This is a genomic window from Pseudoalteromonas sp. Of7M-16, assembly GCF_022347805.1.
Taxonomy (GTDB): domain Bacteria; phylum Pseudomonadota; class Gammaproteobacteria; order Enterobacterales; family Alteromonadaceae; genus Pseudoalteromonas; species Pseudoalteromonas luteoviolacea_F.
Window position 1 is genome coordinate 231,971 of the sequence record NZ_JAKRFY010000004.1, and the last position, 21,438, is coordinate 253,408.

Annotated in this window: 17 protein-coding genes; 11 read left to right on the forward strand and 6 right to left on the reverse strand. The window is 40.6% G+C overall.

The window, feature by feature from the left end:
* Positions 1 to 169: 169 nt before the first annotated feature.
* From MHN81_RS06205 to MHN81_RS06215, 3 genes are all read left to right on the forward strand, one after another.
* Positions 170 to 412, forward strand: a complete 243-nt coding sequence (locus MHN81_RS06205; protein ID WP_023398021.1) for a hypothetical protein — start codon at positions 170 to 172, stop codon at positions 410 to 412.
* A 503-nt stretch (positions 413 to 915) separates the two neighbouring features.
* Positions 916 to 1,092 carry a hypothetical protein gene (locus MHN81_RS06210; protein ID WP_023398020.1) on the forward strand — a complete coding sequence of 59 codons (177 nt, stop codon included), beginning with the start codon at positions 916 to 918 and terminating at the stop codon, positions 1,090 to 1,092.
* A gap of 145 nt (positions 1,093 to 1,237) precedes the next feature.
* The gene (locus MHN81_RS06215; protein ID WP_239425300.1) at positions 1,238 to 2,239 is read left to right on the forward strand and encodes a hypothetical protein; all 1,002 of its coding nucleotides are present in this window, start codon (positions 1,238 to 1,240) and stop codon (positions 2,237 to 2,239) included.
* A gap of 196 nt (positions 2,240 to 2,435) precedes the next feature.
* On the opposite strand, the gene MHN81_RS06220 is transcribed toward MHN81_RS06215, so the two are convergent.
* Positions 2,436 to 2,651, reverse strand: coding sequence for a helix-turn-helix transcriptional regulator (locus MHN81_RS06220; RefSeq protein ID WP_023398018.1), 216 nt, complete (start codon positions 2,649 to 2,651; stop codon positions 2,436 to 2,438).
* Between the two features lie 2 nt (positions 2,652 to 2,653).
* Positions 2,654 to 3,169, reverse strand: a complete 516-nt coding sequence (locus MHN81_RS06225; RefSeq protein WP_239425301.1) for a DUF2975 domain-containing protein — start codon at positions 3,167 to 3,169, stop codon at positions 2,654 to 2,656.
* Between the two features lie 143 nt (positions 3,170 to 3,312).
* Between MHN81_RS06225 and MHN81_RS06230 the strand changes: the two genes are divergently transcribed.
* Both MHN81_RS06230 and MHN81_RS06235 read left to right on the forward strand, forming a co-directional pair.
* Entirely contained in the window at positions 3,313 to 5,370 is a 2,058-nt protein-coding gene (locus MHN81_RS06230; protein WP_023398016.1) for a S9 family peptidase, read from the forward strand.
* A 326-nt stretch (positions 5,371 to 5,696) separates the two neighbouring features.
* Positions 5,697 to 7,214: a hypothetical protein gene (locus MHN81_RS06235; RefSeq protein WP_023398015.1), complete on the forward strand. Its 1,518-nt coding sequence runs from the start codon at positions 5,697 to 5,699 to the stop codon at positions 7,212 to 7,214.
* A gap of 59 nt (positions 7,215 to 7,273) precedes the next feature.
* Here MHN81_RS06235 and MHN81_RS06240 read toward each other — a convergent pair whose 3' ends face one another.
* Complete coding sequence (locus MHN81_RS06240; protein WP_239425302.1) at positions 7,274 to 8,932, reverse strand: tannase/feruloyl esterase family alpha/beta hydrolase; 1,659 nt, start codon at positions 8,930 to 8,932, stop codon at positions 7,274 to 7,276.
* A gap of 224 nt (positions 8,933 to 9,156) precedes the next feature.
* On the opposite strand from MHN81_RS06240, the gene MHN81_RS06245 reads away from it, so the two are divergent.
* Complete coding sequence (locus MHN81_RS06245) at positions 9,157 to 9,540, forward strand: hypothetical protein (RefSeq protein ID WP_155250718.1); 384 nt, start codon at positions 9,157 to 9,159, stop codon at positions 9,538 to 9,540.
* A gap of 132 nt (positions 9,541 to 9,672) precedes the next feature.
* On the opposite strand, the gene MHN81_RS06250 is transcribed toward MHN81_RS06245, so the two are convergent.
* Positions 9,673 to 9,813, reverse strand: coding sequence for a hypothetical protein (locus tag MHN81_RS06250; RefSeq protein WP_023398012.1), 141 nt, complete (start codon positions 9,811 to 9,813; stop codon positions 9,673 to 9,675).
* An 890-nt stretch (positions 9,814 to 10,703) separates the two neighbouring features.
* On the opposite strand from MHN81_RS06250, the gene MHN81_RS06255 reads away from it, so the two are divergent.
* The 3 genes from MHN81_RS06255 to MHN81_RS06265 all read left to right on the forward strand — a co-directional run bounded on the left by MHN81_RS06255 (position 10,704) and on the right by MHN81_RS06265 (position 14,609).
* Positions 10,704 to 12,383, forward strand: coding sequence for a patatin-like phospholipase family protein (locus MHN81_RS06255; protein WP_023398011.1), 1,680 nt, complete (start codon positions 10,704 to 10,706; stop codon positions 12,381 to 12,383).
* A 542-nt stretch (positions 12,384 to 12,925) separates the two neighbouring features.
* A complete protein-coding gene (locus tag MHN81_RS06260; protein WP_239425303.1) occupies positions 12,926 to 13,783 on the forward strand; it encodes a hypothetical protein in 858 nt (285 codons plus the stop codon).
* Between the two features lie 460 nt (positions 13,784 to 14,243).
* Positions 14,244 to 14,609: a hypothetical protein gene (locus MHN81_RS06265; RefSeq protein WP_023398009.1), complete on the forward strand. Its 366-nt coding sequence runs from the start codon at positions 14,244 to 14,246 to the stop codon at positions 14,607 to 14,609.
* A 386-nt stretch (positions 14,610 to 14,995) separates the two neighbouring features.
* Here the strand turns inward: MHN81_RS06265 and MHN81_RS06270 are convergent, their stop codons facing one another.
* Together MHN81_RS06270 and MHN81_RS06275 are read right to left on the reverse strand one after the other, a co-directional pair.
* Entirely contained in the window at positions 14,996 to 16,306 is a 1,311-nt protein-coding gene (locus tag MHN81_RS06270) for a DUF5690 family protein (protein ID WP_239425304.1), read from the reverse strand.
* Between the two features lie 111 nt (positions 16,307 to 16,417).
* The gene (locus MHN81_RS06275; protein WP_023398007.1) at positions 16,418 to 17,131 is read right to left on the reverse strand and encodes a UTRA domain-containing protein; all 714 of its coding nucleotides are present in this window, start codon (positions 17,129 to 17,131) and stop codon (positions 16,418 to 16,420) included.
* A gap of 207 nt (positions 17,132 to 17,338) precedes the next feature.
* On the opposite strand from MHN81_RS06275, the gene MHN81_RS06280 reads away from it, so the two are divergent.
* Positions 17,339 to 19,693, forward strand: coding sequence for a TonB-dependent receptor (locus MHN81_RS06280; protein WP_239425305.1), 2,355 nt, complete (start codon positions 17,339 to 17,341; stop codon positions 19,691 to 19,693).
* Positions 19,694 to 20,024: 331 nt separating this feature from the next.
* A complete protein-coding gene (locus MHN81_RS06285; protein ID WP_239425306.1) occupies positions 20,025 to 21,092 on the forward strand; it encodes an alkaline phosphatase D family protein in 1,068 nt (355 codons plus the stop codon).
* Positions 21,093 to 21,438: the final 346 nt, after the last annotated feature.

Sequence of the window (21,438 nt, forward strand, 5' to 3'; positions counted from 1 at the left end):
TTTTCCTATGTAATAGCTTAAATGCGAGTTCTCGATTAGTCTATTTAGGTGGCATTTCCGTTTATAGGTTAAGTTACTAAATTGCTGCTCTTATCCAAGGTGCTAAAAGTGACTTAAAATAAGAAAAGATGACTTTGAGGCGCAATTTAATATTTCAGGAGTGATGAAAATGGTAAAAGCGCTACGAATGGTAAGCGTATTTTTGATTGTATTGGGCGTGTGTTTATTTTTGGGAGATTTTCTTCCGGTGAATTTAACCGCATTGGAGGGGGACGATTTATATATGAAAATTGTGCCCGATGATACATTTTCCATTGTAAGTTATCGACTTTCTATTTTAATCACGGGCGTTGTGGTCTTTATGGCTCTTAAGCTTAAAGACGCACTGGACGTTAGAAGACAAGGTGAGTAATACACGCTCTGAGCACCATATTGCCCATTACACTCAATTGGAGTGCGCAATAACATATCGATGGCTGAGTAATTATCAAGTAAATATAATAATCAAATGGTTAAATGTGCTTTGTGTACGCTAGCTGCTTGCGTAAAACACCGCTATTGAACAGACACTTCGGGACGAATTTTAAGAGCAAATTGCGTCTGTTACAAAATGTCGAGCAGGACTTAAATAACTACAGAGATAAATTATGCCGTAACGTAGAGACGACGAGCATAGACGAATGAAGACAGGTGTAGCTACTTATTACACTGCTTCAACAGGAGTTCTTGGCCGGGCTTTTTCTGTGTATTAAGGAAGTATTACTCTCAAAGCTCCCCTCAATTCGCTCGCTTATACCAATTGCAAACATAAGCACCATGCGATTATAAATCGTTCGTTTTGTAGCTTGTTTTCCACTCAGTAAAGCGTTATAAAGTTTTATACATTGTTGTGTTACTTGCAGTAAGGATATTTAAATGGCTGAAAATGAAAATAACAAAGCGATTAAACCAAGTAATATGGGACTAGCAATTGCGATGGGGGCAGGTGTCGGCATTATTTTTGGTGATGTGATTTTTGATAGTGTGGGCGTCGGCATTGCCGTTGGAGCTGGTATTGCCATCGCGCTTAGTCGCTTCAAAAGAGCAACATGAAGTAAACTAGATAAAATTTAGAAACCTCCACATACCTAGCTATGCAATCAGAACGGAGCTAACTGGACAGCTTTTTACCACTAATATGGGGTTTTTAGCTTTAACATTCAGATAATCAGAATAATAAAAAACTAAAGGGAACTATATGAAGTTTGTGCTACCGCTATTACTTTTCTTTTTTATGCCTTTGGTATCAGCTAAACCACTCACTCCTGGCTATTTTTTAAAGTGGGATAGTGACCATACTGAGCGTGAAATTCGCCCTGTTTACCCCATTGATGAAAAAGAGATAGCTAATTTCAAGGTGTATAAGGTAGCGGTTGAAAATGCAAAGCCATCGAGCGTTTGCTTTTACGCATTTTCAAAGCCGAGTGATAAATCTAGTTTTGGCGCACATTGTATGCGCTTTACTTACAGTGACTCAGGAATAACACGGTCATTTTTTAATGTTGCTGGGGAGCAGGTGGTCAATCACGAGGGGGTACACACGGTAAAGTACCTTTTTCAAGGGAACAAGTATCCTCTCTTGCGCCGACATTTAGATGTAAAAGGCCAACTGAAAGAGAGCTCGCTAGGGGTAGCAGAATACCGTTTTAAAAGGGACTCCAAAGGCAGACGGATCAGCGAGATAAGGTTTGATGGAGCAGGAAACGTTGTACCTGAACACAACGGATTTTATGAAGCTAGGTTTGCTTTTGATAACAATGACTACGCAACCTATCGAAAGGGATTTGATAAAAATGGGCACATTATGGAAGGGCCAAATGGATATGCGACAGCGTATTTTTGGTTTGATGAAAACGGCACATTTTTAAAAGAAGAATTCCGAGATACTAAGGAAAACTTAGTATTGGGACCAAGCGGTTTTTTTGCCAAAATTGTCTATGGTGGCATTGATGATTCTGGAAATTGGCACAAAATTTCACTCTATGACGAAAAAGATCAGTTAGTGAGTAACTATGCTGCATACGCTATCGCCAAATATGACAGACTTAACCAACGGGAATCGATTACATACTATGACGCTCAGATGAAAGTTGCACAAAATAACCGTGGTGTTGCTAAGTATCTCTACAAATATGATTCGGAGCACAACCTTATCAAAAGAGAGGGGTACTCGGCCACAAACGAATTGGTGACTCAATAAAAGAGCTAGATGAGAAATTATCGAGCGATAATAAGGTGCGGCGGTATTAGCCTACGTGCGTTAACGCCAAAGGACACTAGTTTAGCTAAGGCTAACAAGTGCTCTTTGGCGTTCGAATTCAGCTTCAATAAGTCACGAATAAAAAATATTCACAACATGCGAAAAGTCGCAGCAGTTTTGCGCGATAGAAGGCTAATTAGACTTCATCTTTCTTGTTGAAAACCAATATATCGCCGGGCTGACAATCGAGGTAATTGCATATCTGGGCAAGGGTTTCAAAGCGTACCCCTTTGACTTTCCCTCGCTTTAACAAAGATAAATTTGCTTCCGTGATGCCAATGGCTTTGGCTAGTTCTTTTGATGAAACTTTACGCATTGCCATGACTACGTCAAGGTTAACGATTATCTCCATAGTTAGATAAACTCCTTGTTTTCATCTTCGATTTCTTTTGCAGCTTTGAGCAGGTACGCGACAATTGCCAATAACCCCAGTGTAATTAGCTCCCCAAAATCAATCGTCAATACAACTTCGGCATCACCAAACATCGCTTTGTGCCAAAATCCGATCCCTAAAGTCAGTGCTATGTAGTAAATAGTTGAGGCAATTTTTAGCAAGATAAAATTAATAAAACAGCGAAAGCACTCGTGACTAAAAAACTGCCCTTGCTCAAATAGCGAAAGTAACTTGCAGACCCAATAAATGGCCGCAACGATAAAAATTAAGATGGGTGCGCTAAGTACAAACAAGATGAGTTGACTTATTTGCTCAGACTCCCACATCACCATAAACAATTCACTATCGAAATAGTTGATCTGGTTATTAACCGCGACTTGGTACAAGTTGAATACTAAAACCAAAAGCGTGACTGCAATAACGGCTATGCGAATAGCGCCACTTCTTCTCTGAATTTTTTCGATTGTCTGCGACATGAATGCTCCATGGTCTACCTCGTTATCTGGTGAGAATCATATCACACATAAATTAATTTCTGAAAAAAAGTAAAAAATTATCGTTTTACAATAATTTTATTTCATGTAATGATGTTTTCAATGTTACTGAGGAGCACACAGTTATGCAAAAGAACCAATCGCTATTTAAAACCGCACTAATCAGCGCAGCAATCAGCTCAAGTGTTTTACTCGCTGGATGTCAATTTACAAATGTGTTTGAGCAATCGACCGCTGTTCAAACACCGCAGGCTCAACAGTTAGTTGAATTAGAAAGCTTGTTTAGTTCAGAGCAGATCAGCCATGTTTCTTTATCAAATGATGGACAGTGGATAGCTTTCCTACAAATGAACAATGGAGGAAAAAATATTCATCTGGTTCGCCAAGGTAAAGGGCTTGAAAGTGCTGTGGCACTGACTTCATTCGAGGATGGTGTGGATGGGTTTGTATGGTCAGATAACGACAATGAGATACTGTTTAACAAAGACTTTGAAGGCAATGAAAATGACCAAATATTTACGCTACGCTTTACGCCAAACAACCTACAAGCTAAACCAGCAGTTACTCGACTGACGCATAATGACGACGTTGACTATACATTCATTGCGCAAGTAAAGAACAATCCGAGCAAAATCGCAGTGCTGGCAAATCATATCAGTAGTCAAATGGATGTATTCCATGTAGATATTAAAACTCAAGCTGTGCAATTGGTGCAAAAAAATGATATTTCGTTTTATACCGCAGAGCTTGATGATAATGGCTATGCAGCTGTAGCTGCAAAACTCAATCCAGACAATTCAGTGACTGTCTACAAACGAGCCAATGAGGGCTGGTCAAAAGTATTCCAATCGGAGGTTGGTGAAAATGTCAGTGTGATCAGTTACGACCATAGTAATAACCGAGCATTTATTTCTGGCAGTGTTCAAGGTAGAGATAAAAAAGAGTTACTAGAGCTAGATCTTGCCACAAACAAATTAAAAACAGCGCATAAAGATCCGCAAGACCAATCAGATTTACATCATGTTGTCTTTGATAAAACAGGTCAACCAATGATTGTTTCGTATTATGGTGGACGACTGCGCAATTATCCGATTGATGGTAAATCGTCTAAAACATTGAACAAAATTAAAGGCCACTTAGAAGGCGAATTTGATGTTTTAGTTGAAAAAATAGAGCACGATAAAAACCAGTGGTATTTAAAAGTGTCATATGCCAACAAACCGGACGAAAAGTTTGTATATAACACCAGCAAAGATACTTTGACTGATTTGCTTAATCAAGCGCCGACTTTTGATCCAAACTTGCTGGGAGAAAGGCAGTCTATTACCTATAAAGCGACAGATGGCCTTGAAATTCAGGCCTACTTGACGCTACCACTACATGGCAAAAAGAATCTGCCTACGATTGTTTTGCCTCACGGGGGGCCATGGGCAAGAGATGAATGGGGTTACTCGAGCGATTACTTTGTGCCGATAGCGCACTTCTTTGCAAATCGCGGGTACGCGGTGTTGCAGCCAAACTTTAGGAGTTCGACCGGTTTTGGCAAGAAGTTCATTGAGTTGGGCAATCGAAACTGGGGTACGGGCGCCATGCAACAAGATTTGACAGATGGTGTAAACTATTTGGTAGCACAGGGAATTGCGGATAAATCACGGGTGGGGATAATGGGCGCCTCTTACGGTGGTTATGCGGCATTGGCCGGTGCAACATTTACCCCTGATGTTTATAGTGCTGTGATTTCTTATGTTGGTCCTTCAAGCATCACGGCCATGGTAGAGTCTTTTCCTGAGCATTATAGGCCTTACATGGGAACGGTTTTTGCCAGTGTTGGTGATCCCCTAATTGATTCAGATAGACTAGATATGGAGTCACGCTCTCCGATCAATTTTGTTGATAAAATCACAACACCAATTATGTTGATCCAAGGTGCAAATGATCCGAGGATCCCTCAATATCAATCAGATACGATTGCAAAAAAGCTATATAAAACTAATCGTCCAGTTGAGTATATTCTGGCTAAAAATGAAGGACATGGGTTTAGACAGCAAGACAATAAGCTTGCATCTATCGTTGCTATGGAGGCATTTTTCGCCAAGCACCTAGGTGGTAATAAGTCTGTCTCAGTGAGCTCTAAAATTAGTGAGCACTTAACATCGCTTACGGTTGATGTGAGCAAACTTTAAATAGATTCATATACAAAAAACACGCGTACGCAAATTTGAGTGCGCGTATTTTTTTGCTGACTTCAAAATGCTTCGTTATGACAATTGCATATCTAGCTTTATTTATCGAGGTTTGTCTTAAATTATTCGTCTTAATTTACCCTCCTTTGCTTGATTCACTCTGTAACAATTTGTAATACTTTTCCGTTGGAATGAGGTTTATGCTCAGCTTGGGCTGGAAAACTGAGCTTAGTAAATGAGGGCGATATGTAATGCGGCTCAACAAAGTATAGGTATAACATTACAAAGTTATGTGAGTATTCATTTGTCATACAAGGAGCAAGTAATTGAAGAAAAAATTATTTAAACCAGTGCTTTGTGCGCTGTATTCAGGGCTAATATTGGCAAGTGTCGTCAGTCATGCTGAAACGAAAATTCCGGCAGATGCTGATCAAACTTGCGTGGTTTCGAATACAGATCTAAAGCAATGGTTTGCAAAACGGAAAATCTCAAAGGGTGGGCTCGTTAAGCCCGCTGATAGTTTAAACTCAGTTTTCTCTGAATCTGAGAGTAAGGATTGTGATTTTTATAAATGGGGAGCACAAATGTTTTTGTGGCTTTCTTCTCCCGTTGAAAGTACTTATGTGTTTGATGGGCCGTCATTTTTTGATGTCGTTCAAAAGACAGAGAGTGATAAAGACAAGTTTCCTTTCAAGCTAAAAAAAAACAGCTTGAATAAAATTAACAATAACTATTCCATTCGTACTTTAAAGCAGGACGATCCGTTTGGCAGTACAGGTCAAGCAGGAGGTAAGGGGGTACTGCTTTCTCAGCAGGCATCATTGACTTACTATGGAATTAATGTCAACGACGTGTTTGCCTCTTACAGAACTGGTCAAGCGCAAGGCAAATTTAAAGGGACTGAAATTGAATATGAATTCCCAAATACAATCGAAGGGCTAAGGCGAGTTGAAAAATTTGCTGGCCGTAGGTTTAAAGATGGTCACACTTTAGCTATGGAGATTAAAACATCATGGGTGGATGCCAGTACTGTAGACGCAAGTCGATATTTAGTTATTGATGCAAAGGTACCTAATTACGATAAAAAAAGTACAACCAAATGGGCCTTACAAACGGGTGCCGTAACCAAGAGATTGGCTCTCGTAGGTATGCATGTTGTCGGCACTGTGAATGGCCACCCTGAAATGGTTTGGGCGACATTTGAACATTTAGATAACGCGCCAGACCAAGTGTATTACTATTTCAACAAAGAAAGAGAGTATGTAAAGCAAGAGTTCAACGCTTCTGGCGATTGGACATTTGCGAAAAGCAATACAATGGCCAGTACAGAAGTTAAAGAGTTTCAGGTTGTCGCTTCTGATAAGTCCGAATGTGGTGTTAATCAAAAGTGCAAAAGTGGTGATATCGTCGCAAAAGCGAGTGTGATTCAAGAGAATAATGTTATCCGGCAGAATCCTTGGGGCAGTGCACCCGATGATGCTCATTACTCTGTTGTAACGAGCAATACCGATTTAATCTCATTGAACCATTCAATTTTGTCTTTGTTGAAAGGGGTGGGTGATGTGCGTGCGAATTACTATCTAGTTGGCAGTATTTGGACCGCTACTGGTCAAGTCCCTGAAAATGGTGACATCCCTACAAATCCGAAAGACAATATTTTCCAAGGTGCATTGTTATTATCTAATGCCACGATGGAAACGTTTCATCAGGCTCCACCCAGTCCAACAAACAGTGATGGCCCTGTTAATTGTTTTGGATGTCACAATGATCGAGGAAATAAGAAAAAAAAATTTAATGTGAGCCGTATATTTAGCAAATTGGAGCCTTTAAGTATTGATAAATAGCGACTTACAAGTAATAACAAATAACGACGCACCTGCGTCGTTATCTGTTATTTAATCGATTATTTTAAGAAACCCGGTCGATAGCTGGTCGCTTTATTTGGATCTCCCTTCCCATCATATATTGCTTGCAATGGATAGGGGTAGACAGGGTGCTCTTTGAACACGCTACCTTGTGAGTTTTCTTTTTGCGTCAGCAAGCTATCTGGTGCGACACCGCCAATTATCCAAGACTCCAAAGCGCTGATGGCATCAAATGTGGCGTTACCTGGGCCGTCAACACCGCAATGGAGTACGCCGGGCAATAGAAACAGACGGGCAAAATCACGGACTTCTTGATTGTGGCTTTGCATAAACTCATCAACATCTTCGTACCAATCTATCGTCGCATAGGCTGGAATAGCAGCATCTGACCAACCGTGTAAAACGAGCATTTTTCCGCCACGCTCTTTGAATGCACGTAAGTCAGGATCGTTTGCATCCATCAACTTACTGATGTGGGAAAGATTTTCTGTTTCATCTTGATATGAAAAGTCTCGCCAGTTGTAGTCGACATCAAGCGCTTCAGGATAGGCAATATACTTTAAATATTCAGTTGCAGCATAGTAGTGAAAAGGCATAAGCTGCGACAATTGCGGGGCAACCCATCCCATCCATTCGGGTTCAGAGCCGTAAGGTAATCCACCATAAATGACATCCCCTTGTGCGTTTTTAGATGGCGCATACAAGGCTTTTACTGCCTCCACTTGTTGCTGGGATAAACACCCATTTACTTGCCCGTGCGGGCAAGCCAGTGTCTGAGGATTAAAATCGCATAATCTGGGGTCACTGATAATCCCGTCCTCGAGCCCATCTTTGCCATCACAGGCAGCCATAACTGCATTGGCTATCATAGGAATGTCCTGTGGAGATAGAATGGGTCTGTCTTTGTGATCTAAAATAGCGCGGGCATTATCCATGCAGTTAATCAGGTTAACGTCGGTATAGTTTATCGTTGGGCCTCTTGCTATGACGCCATCAAAGTCATTGGGGTAGCGCTTTGCTGCCATAACACCTGCATGACCCCCTTTTGAACATCCGGTTATAAACGAATACTGGGGCTGCGTGTGGTAGTATTTTTCGATGATGGCCTTGGCGGCAACTGCAACAACATGGTTGGCGCGATAAGCAAAGTCAATTTTGAGCTGTTCATTATTTCTTGCCCATTTACCATCAAAGCCGTATGCAGTGTGGCCACCATCGTGGCTCATTGTGGCGTAATGTCTAACTATGCCTGCCATTGGCGGGTAGGGGCTGACATCACCACAAAAGCCCATACAGGCATTGAGTAAATATTTTTGATTCCAAAGCTCACGTGCTGGTAAGCGAAGCTCAAAGCGAATTGTTGGCGTAACATAACCGCGCACAAGACAATGATCTGGTAGCGTTTTATGAAACTTAGGAATTGGCGCGCCCATAAGTCGGCTGTGTTTATATGCCCATTCGGACTCGCTCGGGCTCATTTCATACCCTTTCACAAAGCGTGACTCAATGACATTGGTTGCTGCTTCTCCGCGTTCCAATTTGGCAAAATCATCAAAGCGTAGTGACATACAAGCGCGTTCTTCAGCGCTTATTTGAACACCTGTTTGAGCCGCAAACGCGTGAATTGAAAACCCATTGAGGCAGGCTAACCCTAGCAAAGGCCAAGTACGACTAATTAAGTTAGATATTTTCGACATTCCCATTTATCTCCTTTCAACGGTTATGCAATTGATAATTATTATCAATTGAGTGTCGGATTGTCTTGTATTCACAATCGAAACTCAAGAGTGCGACGTCGTTATTCGTAAATTTATTGATTTAGGCTGTGTAGATTGTATTTAATAGTGACATTGACAGTTGTGAGAACACACTGAAAGCTTTGCTTGCTGTCTGAGAATTTACAAAGTTGATGGGTGGATCATTGATTGATTTAATTGTGAGCTGGATTTTTATAGCGGCTGCCATAATTCTAATTGTGTGGGCTGCATGGATATATCAACGGGAAAAGGTATTTATTAAAAACGGCAGGTTTTGCAAAAAACATCAATTTGTCGTTGAATGTCTAGAAATATCAGAGTTAACTAAAATAAGTTACCACTATCATGCAATTGTTGGGTTTGTTGCTATTTGGGAGTTGGTGGATAGCCAAGGCAATAAGCTAGTAATTGACGGGCGTGCAAAAGATGTATGGCAGGTCATGTCTGAGTTACAGCACTTTTTGCCTGAATTTACTTTGGAAAATTTTGATAGCGCCTTTGCCAGTGGGGATATCGTCGACACGTTAGAAATATGGCAACAACAATAGTTCGATTCTAAGTTTTTGAGTTGGAAGCTTTTTTGCTATCTTTTACAAAGAATTGGGAGACACCTAATCCAAATTGAACATGCCCACGCTTTAAAGAGCTTGAGAAAGTGCCTTCCTAATTGGGTTCTGGTTTTAGCTTTCTTTTGACTCTTTTTCTTTCAATTTTTTGTCTTGGTCAAAGTGCCACTTAACGGCGAAAAAACCTGCTATGCCAAGTGCGATGACTTTGACTGCCATAAAAATATAAGGGAAAGAATCTGACCAATGCTCCATCGCATATCTCCATGCTATTACTTTTCAATTTCTACAATGAGGAGCGATGCCACAGGGCTGCTTTTTAGTATCCAGTTAGGCCTGATTATGTGGAACTCTTACGGCTCCACATCTCGAAGGATGCTAAAACTGAGAACTTTGACAATTTCATGTAGATCTTATTTTCCTTTACTTAGGATTGATACAGATCATAGAAAGTCGCTCACCGCGGTAATATATTCCATTCAGGATCTGCTTGTCAATATAATAATTAGAACGTATAGAATGTTTAGTAAATATTGAAAGTTCGTGTTTGCTACTCTTTTACGCAAGTACTTTCTTAAGCAATTTTAGTCAAGTTGCCAGTTAGCTAAGTGATACAGATACTTTAAAAAGGGTAGCTGAATAGCTCGTTAGACTGTGGAACTCAGCCACCAAGCCTTGCAATAGGGCCGGTTGGGTAAATCGTTTACCTGTTGTACGAACTGTAGACTTAAATTTTGTTCGAAAATACACGCCTAACTTGGACTCCTAAATAAAAGTGACCGCACTTATGTATTTTTCATCCGTTAAAAAACAATAATAATCTTTGCCAGTATCTATCACTTTTGATATTTATTTAGTGCTCAGAAAAACCAGCCTGCAACGATGCTCTGTCATCAAACACCTATTGCTAAGATGAAATAAAATTAAGTAAATAGGCGTCCCCCCTCACACTGAGTTCACGGCCAAAACGATGTAATACACCGTAATACCGAGCCATTTTACCGAGTGCTAATTTCTAGATTATGTGGAAATACAGCTGTGGTGATCAAATCACACTCAACAGTGCGCTTGTGAAGGTGGATGAGAATAGCCATCGGCTATCAGCGCTTTCTTGCGTACTTCATTGAAATATGGAGAGAAGAGATATGAGAGACAAGGTATATGGCGTATTTAATGGTGGTGGCGCAAAAGGAGCTGCTTTTTCTGGCGCGGTACAGGCAATAGACTCTGAATATGATTGGGCAGGGGTTGCTGGCACATCGGCAGGCGCGATTACTGCTGGACTCCTTGCTGCTGGTTACACTGGAAATGAGCTTAAGGATGTGGTTGGCAATCTGGACATGATAAAGCTCATGGACATTGCGAAGTTGGGGGATGTTCAACAAGGCGTGACACGTTGGATAGATTGTTTAGATGTAGATCTAGGTACTCAGCTGCTACTTAAAGTCGATCCTTTGATGCTGTGCTCTGAAGAGGAGATTGCATTCAAGAAAAAGTACCATGCGATATTCAATGAGCTAAGAGAGCACCAACAGTCAGCAATCGACCTGCCGATTGAAGTGAATATGAAAACATATTGGTTTACCAAAATCATAGCCAATCAAATAGCCAAAACGGTCCAAGGCCAATTTGATATCGATGAAGAAGCATTGACCGAAAATATTCATATGTTGTTGTTCTTTAAAGGAACTGGTTATTTTGACAGCCAAGGAGGTCCAGGAGAAAAGGCTGTACGAGTTGCATTACGCGAGTTAATTTTGGGGTTGCTCAGGAAAAAAGACCTACCTGAATTTATTCTTGAGAAGTTAGAAAACGAAGGGAACGAAGACAACTTGTTGTCTTCATTTTTAAGCTTGTATTATCACGGTGGCTTGTTTGAAGGTAAGGCATTTATTCACGAGATGGAAACACTCTTACAGAATAAACTGCGTACAAAAGAAGACAAGGACTTAAATAATCCAGTTACCTTTGGTGAGCTGCCGCTAGAGTTGCACGTGATGGCAGCGGATATCTCTGCTAACCGTCTAGTTCGTTTTCCTGAAGACTTGTTGGACTATGGCTATCAGGATAATCCTGAAAAAGAGCACTATTACATGGACTTTTCTGTGGCTGAAGCGATACGAGCAAGTATGAGTATTCCTCTTGTTTTTCAAACGGTTTTACTAGAAAACCCACAGACAAATGAACTACACCAGTTAGTCGACGGAGGTATGTTATCTAATTTCCCCGTGGCGTCTTTCATTGATGACAATGATGATATTCCAATTTGTGGTTTCAAGCTGGGAGAGGAATCTCACTTGGTTGCAAGGAGTCAACGTATATTGCCTTTTATACTGGCCCATGTGAATACCTTAACCGATGCACACGATAAGTTTATGGAGCACTATCTACGCAACAAGCTGGTTGTGAATGACATAAGTTTAACAATGCAGATTGACGATCCTGAAGTAGTTCAGCAAAAACGTATTAAACTTGCTGAACAAAAGGCCGAATTGGATAAAGACATAGCAGTTCTTGATTCCGTAAAAAATCAGCTTATTAATAAGTTTAACGCGCTATCGCAGGGTGATAGTGATGCGCCCCTTTTTAACCAACATATCGATGCAATAGAGCAATCAATAAATGAACTGCAAAATAAGCTAGACGCATTGCTAGAAAAGCCTGTAGAAGACAAGCAATGTGGTACATTAGATTTTGATTTAACTGAGGCTCAAAAAGCACGGCTACATGAAAATGGTGAGCGCGCGGGTGAACAAGCGCTGTTCAACCTTAAAGCTTTATTTGATTCTCGAAAAGCCAAAGGGAGTAGGGTCGACATTGGTTAATTGCTTCATTTGCTGGTGTGGAGTCAATTCAGGGGGTTGGGTTTACGCTAACTCCCTGTTAGTTAGATAGTGCTTAAACGTTTGGTGCCAAGAGTTGTCTCTGGTGATATTTTGAGATTGCCCCATGAGTGGGGGTAGGCTTGTCCATAGACGGCAATTGGAAAAGTTTGAGCGCCTTCAAGCAATAGCGCAGAGCAAAGGGACAAGCTTCACAAAACATTTTGTCTTATTGTAAAAAACTTCTAGATAGCTGATATATAAGTTTGGAGGCAAGATTCATCCCTGAGTTTTTAAATAAACTCTCTAATTGGTTTCAGTTGTAATGGTTCTAGTTACATAACCCCACCACCAACCTGTATAAATTATGAATAATAGGTATTTAGAGCTCTTTATTTAGTAAAAGAAGTTTGCCGTCTGTAGTGTCACGTTATTGATTGTAAGTAACTGTTATAGCTTCTATCTATCCAAGTTTTCCGTTGTTAGCATGCTTTCCATTAAACGCACTAAACATAAAATGAACTTCATCGAAAAGGACAATTAGAATGAAAATTAACTTAAGCCGCTTTTTAAAACTATCAGCATGGATAATTGCCGCTTGTTCTGGATCTGCATTTGCTCAGAGTGCTCCGTTATCTTGCTACTGGCAGCTTGATAATCAAAATGAATTGGGCACATGGGAAAGCCAACTTTGCAGCAATCCAGTTGATGCAAGTAAACCAGATATACTAATCGCAAACCGAGTGAATATACCCAGTCATAGCCTTTGTACTATAAGTTGGTATGACGGTTATCGAACGGAATTGAAGGGTATTGTTCAGGTTTCTGGATCTAAATCAGCTTGTTATAGTTATTCAGCTACCTTTCAACCGGCACCCCAAACACAGGTTGTTGATGGTATAGAGGAAACACTCTTAGATTGCAGCTGGGAAAAAGGGGAAAGCAACTTTCATCGTTTGTATTGCAAAGATATCAAAGGCCAATTAGTCAACCACCCGGTAGCCACGAAAATACAAGCCAGTGATTCCAATCAGTGTGCAATGTACTTTAATAGTAGTGCGCTAGACTTGTTTGGTGACGGGAATGCGGTGGTTGAAGCGCCGCCTTCAACTGCGTGTGATACAGATCCTATTTATTTTAGACCTTACCCTAAAAAACGGATTGTGGACGGGGTTGAAGAGGTTTTACTGCAGTGTACTTGGCAAGGAGAAGACGAGGGACTGCAAGTTAAATTATGTACAGATGTTGGCACTTTGGGTAATGACGTTGCTGTCGCAGTAAAGATGAATGGTACCGTACAGTCTTGGCTCTCGACAGCAAATAGAAACCTTAAAAATGGGCAAATTATTGAGGCCCACGCACTTAATTCATTTAATCCTCCCCTTTACTTTAAAGTAAATTAAATACTCATATTCATAATGCGGTGTGTGCATGCATTCCGCATTTTTATGGGGTTGATTTTATTAATTCATTAATTTTTTGGCTTGAATTTTTTTAAGTTTTTGTTTTTTAATGGCTCTAGTTTGGTGTTTTGGATTTTATTAAATTAATTGTTTTTGCTGGTTTTTTGTTGTTTTCCTTTCTGGGTTTTTTAGTATATTCTCATTGTAATCACCTTTTTAAAGGGTTTGATGTTCTGCCTTGTCTTCCTTTGGTATTTTTGTGAAGGTTTTAAATGTGACTGTGGTTGGAGCAGGTTTTAGAATGGATTAATTTAATCAGGTGAGTGTTATTTGAAGGCTGTTTCTAAAATGAGACAGGTGGATTCTATTTGTAACATAGCAGTTAAATCGAGAACAAAGTAGCTCAATATGTTAGCACATCCCATCATTATGGGTGCTAGGCACAATTAGGAATATGGACATGAATATTAAAAACGCTTTGGGAATTATAGTCTTAGGTACTGGCTTCAATACGCTTGCGGCAGATGAAATCGGACTTGAGCTAGGAGTAAGCTCTCACATAATTGAAGTTAAAAGTACAAATGTTGTTTCTATTCAATCGTATACGAATGGAACCGTTACAGTTATTACTGGTAATCAACTTCTTGGTCCAAATTCTTGTAACAGTAGAGCCAAGTATATAATTCCAGCCTCTGAGACTGGTATCGATATTACACTAAGCGTTTTATTGACTGCTAAAACCACTTCACAACCAGTCACATTATATTTGCATGGGAGCGAGTGTAGTTCCGGTTATCCAAAAATAACAAGCGCAGTATTGGAATGATTCTGGAGGTTATTTTGTAGATGATACTGTTTTTATAACTTGCTTTATGGAGATGGTTAAATTGGTGGTCTGTGTTTTTTAAATTTGTTGGTTTTTTTGTTTGGGTTTATTTTTGATTGTATTTGTTGATTGACTTTTTGATATCGAAAATTGGTTTTTATAAAGGGTGTGTAATGTTGTCTTTAAACTGTTTTTAAATTATATTTAAAGTGCATTGCTAATGGCTCTTGTTGCTAATTAATAAAGGTTTGTGTAAAACCACTTTTTCATTTTGAAAATAAGCTGTCTTCAAGTGAAAAGCTGATGAGCCCGACCTATTTATTGGTTTGAACTTATCAACTTTGTTTTTAAATAAAAAGTATCTTAGGGTAAATGAAGTCCACTGACTAATGGGGTTGTGCTATTTTCATACAGTGTTTAAGCGATTTTTCTTTGTATATAAAGTAACCTAATGAAATAAGCGTTAATAGCGCGCCTATTGCCCCGGTTACAATTCCCAATTCACATAGAATAGTATTCCAGTCGGAGAGGTTACTGCTTAAACCATGATAAATCATCACTGCAACGGTCCCTAAATACCCAAATGAATCAGCTAAGTAAGTTAGGAAACCCACATTGGCGGGGCGATTAAATGTTGCGATAAGTCTCTCAAACAAGGTTGTTGTGAAAGGTACATAAGCTAAGTACAAACCAATGCCATTTAATATCATCCAGCTGACAGGGTTTAGGTTACTAAATTGGTATGCAATAGAGCTTAACAGTGTAATTGTAAAGCCAATAAAAATCAGTAAGTGATTGATGATCATGGCGGTGTGATTACATCTAATGAGCTTTAAAAGCGCGATAATCACTAAGACAACTAGTGCAATCGGGAGCTCAGTCATGGTGAATAGCACTGGCGAACCTTCGAGGCCAGTGGCTTTGAACACGTCGGCGGCAAAACTATCTCGTAGATCACGTAAAATAGTTAATAGAATATAGCCGACAATCAACATCGTAAGACCAAAACCCAGCAGTTTTAGCAGTGCTATACGATCGGCTTTCGTCATTGGCACGCGGGCAGATCGCGCGTCAATATCATCTTGGTTGGGAGGAGGGACTTGGTCGAGCATCCATACCGTGATGCATAACAATGGTAAAAACACTGTCGCAGTAACAAATGGCATCCAAAACTCGGTAATACCGAAGTCTAAAATAAGAATACTAGCGAGGCTTTTTACTAAACCGGACGCAATAATTAAACTAGCGCAAAGCCCTGCTGCCAATATTTCTGTGACTCTTCTACCTTCTAAATAGCTAAAAATTATCCCCCAAACCATGCCTAAAGGCAGGCCATTCAACACCATAAACAATGCATTCCATGGCGCAGGTGCAATAGCAAACCCCAGCAGTGCAATCCAAGCGACTAAAACTAAGAAAATGATGGTTTTTGCGCGACCGTGATTATGTAGCTCAGAAATCACTTTTATGCCAATGAACTTGGACAGTGCATAGCCCAAGATTTGAGCTGTCAGATAGAGAGTTTTTAGCGATAAACCTAGCCAAGTTACGCTTTGAAATAAGCCCACAGCAACGGGTTTTCTGAACCCATACATAAAGGCATAAGTACTACACGCAGCAATGATTGTATAGACACAAAATAGTACTGTACTAGAATCTATATGGGTACGAATTTGCTTGCCCAAGTGACCGAACATTAGACACTCTAATTGGTACGCCCTTTTTTGGTATGTACCAATTGGTGGGCTGTTTCGAATTTGGAAAGTGTAAATTGGCTTTGTGTCAGTTGTTTTACAAGGCCTTAATTTCTAAAAATGTAGTTTGGCCTTGTTTTCTATCATTAGCGCATCGTGACGCCAAAATTCACGATCAAATTCAAAAGCTATACCATCTTTGTCTCTCACGATCCGTGTGACTTTGAGGCCGAGCGCGCCATCATAAGTATCTAACAATTGTGCGATCGGGTTGAATAAACAGCATGACTCGACAGTAACATCATATAAAACATTATGTTGGTGATAGGTATTCTTGAGTAAAATGCTGATGGATAATGACAAGTCATGTTTATCAATATCAGGTAAGTGTTTATTGCTAAAATTGAGGTTTTCAACGACCACAGCTCTTCCGTCGACTGAGCGTACGCGCAAAATACTCGTTAAACTGGTGCGGGCATCTAACTCAAGTGCTGCTGCTATTTCTTTACAGGGTTTCAATTTTTTTTGCTCTACTAATTTAGTACTGGGCTGAAACCCTTGCGCAGTGGTGTATTGCAAAAATGAAGTATGTTGCATTGGATCATATTTTAGTTTGCGAGGACACACAAACCAACCACTGCGATTCTTTCTATATATCAACCCCATATGCTCAAGTTGTCCAAGGGCTTGGCGTAGTGTAGAACGAGCAACGTCATAGGTTGCGCAGAGCTCTCGCTCTGATGGCAAGCTACCTGTGAGGTGTTGTTCAATGATCTGTTGGCTAATGGCTTCACGCACATGGGCATAAGCGAAACAAGCATTGCTCATAAGTTATCAATTTTTTATCTGCATTTTATTAATTTATTGTTATCACAATACAGAGTGCTCAACAAGCCATGTTTATAGATTTAGATATTTTGGTACATACCAATTATTTAAATATTACATAATTCTGTAAAACCATTGTAATGCGCTCGAACTAAGATTTCGCCCGTTCGTATTTTTGGTATGTACCAATCACTTTCGGGAATTATAATGAAAACTTTATACTCTACAGGCTCTACAAAAATATCTATGCTCGCAATGGCTGTGGCAACAGCATTGTCGGCTCCTGTGTTGGCAGAAGATGATCAGGCTAAAGCAGATCAACAGATCGAAGAGATCATGGTCGTTGGAAAGAGTGTTTCTTACGCTAATAATGCAACGTCTGAAGAGATGTTTAAACAGCAGTCTTCCATGACCAGTGCGATGGCAATGATTGATAATCTGCCAGGTGTACTTATTAACGAAGGTGATACATTCGGATCTGATGATTGGTCAACAACCGTGTCTATTCGAGGCTTTCAGTTAAGTCTAGATGAGCAGCAAGTCGGTATTACCATTGATGGTATCTCAAATGGTAACTCTAACTACGGCGGGGGAGCTAAGGCAAACCGCTATATCGATACAGAAAATTTAATGGCTGTAGAAGTTTCTCAAGGTACTGCTGATATCGGTTCACGTTCGAATGAAGCGCTGGGCGGTACATTAAACTTCACAACTATTAACCCAGGAACGGAAAAAGGCATTGTAGCCAGCCTGTCACTAGCTAATTTTGACGCGCAAAAATACTATATGCGTGTTGAAACAGGCGAGGTTATGGATGATACCTATGGCTGGTTCAGTTATTCAAATTCGAGCAACAGTGATTGGATAACGGGAACAGCCGAGAATAAACGCGATCACTTTGCAGCTAAATTTGTCAAAGGCATGGACAGTGACTTAGAGATCACCGCTTACCTTTCGTATGACGACGTGCATGAAGATAACTACCAACGTGTATCGTTAGAGAGTTTTAAACAAAACCCAGAGTCCGATGGACTAACCGGTGAGTGGACAGGCATTCCTTATATTGATCAAGTGTATCGCCGTGGTTGGTCTACGCTACGTGAAAACCTATTTGGCTATATTGAGGTTGACACAATGATTGGTGAAGTTGAAGTAACAGCCAATGCGTATTTCCACAAAAATGAGGGCCGTGGTGACTGGGTACCACCTTATATCGTTGATGTTAATCACGATGGTGCCAATGGTCACAGTGAATTGGTGTCAGGTACGACATATCAAGGCGGCAGCTCATTAGGTAAAATTTATTTTGTCGGTGCTGATGGTAAATCCCTGACGCCTGCCAAAGGATGTGAAAGCTCTATTACTTTCCCTTATGGTGGTGCAGATGCAGAGTATGATCCTAACTGTTATGATTCAAGCGCACGCCCTGTTGGATCATATCGCAACAGTCATTACGAAAAAGAGCGTTTTGGCATAAATGCTGACCTTACGTGGGAAACGCAAATTGGTGAGTACACCAACATAGTACGTGGTGGAATTTGGTACGAAGATTATGAGCGCTCTGAGTACCGAGACTGGCACAAAATCATCGATTCAAAGAGTAGTTTTGATTTTGACCATACCCCGTATTGGATCCAGTATGACCGCACTTATCCAGTTACCACGACGATGTTGTACCTTGAAGACTCAGTGGAGATGGAAAGTGTAACAGTGCGCGCTGGCGTCAAAAAGTACTTAGTAGATTTAGATAGCCACGATAAATTCACAAGCACCAACAAGTCAGTAAATTCAGACTCCGACACGCTGTTGTCAGCAGGTGCTGTATGGTATACGCCTGTTGAAGGCTTAGAAGTATTTGCAGGTTACGCGGAAAACTTTGCGGCGATCAAAGATCAGGTCCTAGAAGCCGATGCGTCAGCACTCGGTAATATTGAGCCAGAAACAGCTGAAAATATGGATTTGGGTATTCGTTACGACAACCAAGACTTTGATGCCAGTATCACACTTTACAGCATTGATTTTGAAAACCGCCTAACATTCGTAGCGCCTGAATCTGCATCAGGCAATGACTACCTTGTTGGTACCAGTGGTCAATATATTAACACTGGGGGGATTGAGTCCTCAGGGGTAGAAGCGTCAATGACTTATTACCCTACCCAAGCTCTATCGGTATACATGTCTTATACCAGTAATGACTCAGAGTACACAGATGGTACGGTAGATATTAAAGCAGGTAATACTGTATTTGGTTCAGTTGAAGATATGGCTGTGTTGTCTTTAGATTGGCAGTCTGACATATACTCAGCCGGTCTTTCAACTAAATGGATCGGGGAGCGCTGGATGGATGCAGACAATACTCAGCGTATTGACGCCTATGCGGTGAGCGACTTATACATTGCCGTTGATTTAGACAACTTTGATTCCGCCTTAAAGGGAGCCTCTATCAGGCTTACTGTAAACAACTTGTTTGATAAGAGCTATATAGGCAGTGTTGCTGGTGGCTGGGGTGGTTGGATAGGTGCACCGCGTACTGCTGCAATTAATTTCCAAACACGTTTTTAAAGTGAGTGGGTGTGGTGTTGAAAAACACGACTAATCACAAACCCCAATGTTGTGCAGTTGAAACGGATGTTTTTATTAGTCGATAGGTTTGACCTTGTTATGTACACCGCGAAAGCACGGACCATGTTACATAACTCGCCTTAAAACTATGCTGTGCAACAAACTTCTGAGCTAGATGATTATTCATTTAGCTCATTTTCTTCTCGATGTCACAGAGTATTTGGTCACTTGACCACAATACCTAGTAACTTCCCTATTTTAATGGTGAACAGTTAGTGTGTTTGCTTTGGGGTATGAAGTTATGAGGCATAAAACCACAAGAATTTTTCTAATGATGAACATAAAACGCTTACTTGTCTTTTCCATCGCCGCATTAAGTAGCTTTTCTAGCTGCCTCTATGCTGCCAATTCGTTCGATAAAATTCTTTTTGGCTCATGCAGCCATCAAGATAAAGCGATTCCCATTTTCGATGCCATCAACCAAGAGCAAGCCGATCTATTTATATTTTTAGGGGACAATATATACGGTGATACTGAAAATATGGATGAGTTAAAAGCTAAGTATCAAAAGTTGGCGCACAAACCTGGGTTTCAGACTTTGCGACAGCGTACTCCTGTCATTGCTATGTGGGATGATCATGATTACGGCGAAAATGACGCAGGTGAAGAGTACCCACTCAAGGAGGAGTCGCGACAGATAATGCTGGATTTTTGGCAGGAGCCCAAAGGAAGCCAGAGACGCACGCGTGAATCAGGAATATATACTTCATACTTCTTTGGAGAAGGTGAGCAAAGTGTCCAAGTTATCATGCCCGATCTACGATGGAATCGACCACAACTCAACTCGGTTGGTACATTGAGTTACTGGGTGGGAAGCTTATTCAATAATAAGGGACCCTATAGGCCTGTCGATGATACTATATCTATGTTGGGAGAGCAGCAGTGGCAATGGCTTGAACAAGAGCTATTAAAGCCCGCCAAGGTGAAAATAATTTCCTCTAGTTTACAGTTGATCCCAGACTTTACGGGGTGGGAGAGCTGGGCAAACTTCCCAGCCGACCGAGCACGGTTATTTGATTTTATAGAAGCGCATCAAATAGGTGGTGTGATCATGATAAGCGGTGACACTCACTGGGGTGAACTATCAAAATATCAAACAAAACGGGGCTATCCTTTGTGGGAAGTCACGAGCTCAGGATTAACTCAAAAGTGGAAAGATGTCAGTCCAAATAAACACCGGGTTGGCGAGAGTACGTCGCAAGTGAATTATGGGTTTATTGAAATTAATTGGCAAAAGAGTGACCCTGTTATCCATTTCGGGTTAAAAGACATCAAAGGCCATATTACTCACTCCCAAAGTATGCCATTGTCGTCACTTCAATATAAAGAGAAGCTTTGAAAAGGGAGTCGCACACATGCCGACAATCGGATTTTTAATCCCTATGAAATTATTGAGATAACCGCTTATTGACTTGCTTCATTTCTAACAAAGAGTATGTTGTGCGCTGGGTAATTAATTATGTTAGCGTCAGCGGCATAAATATAGGCTTTTTGTGTGCTTGTTAATTGACTGACGTTATAGCTGAGCCAAGCGCACAGAAAAGCCATTGTAGCAATCGTCCTATCTTCACATCGGGTGAATAGAGTGATGATAATATTCATAAGTGGACATTGCACCTTTAAATAATCACCCAATCAAAAGTGAGAAAAGTGGTTATTTACCTATACATATCGAAGGCATATGA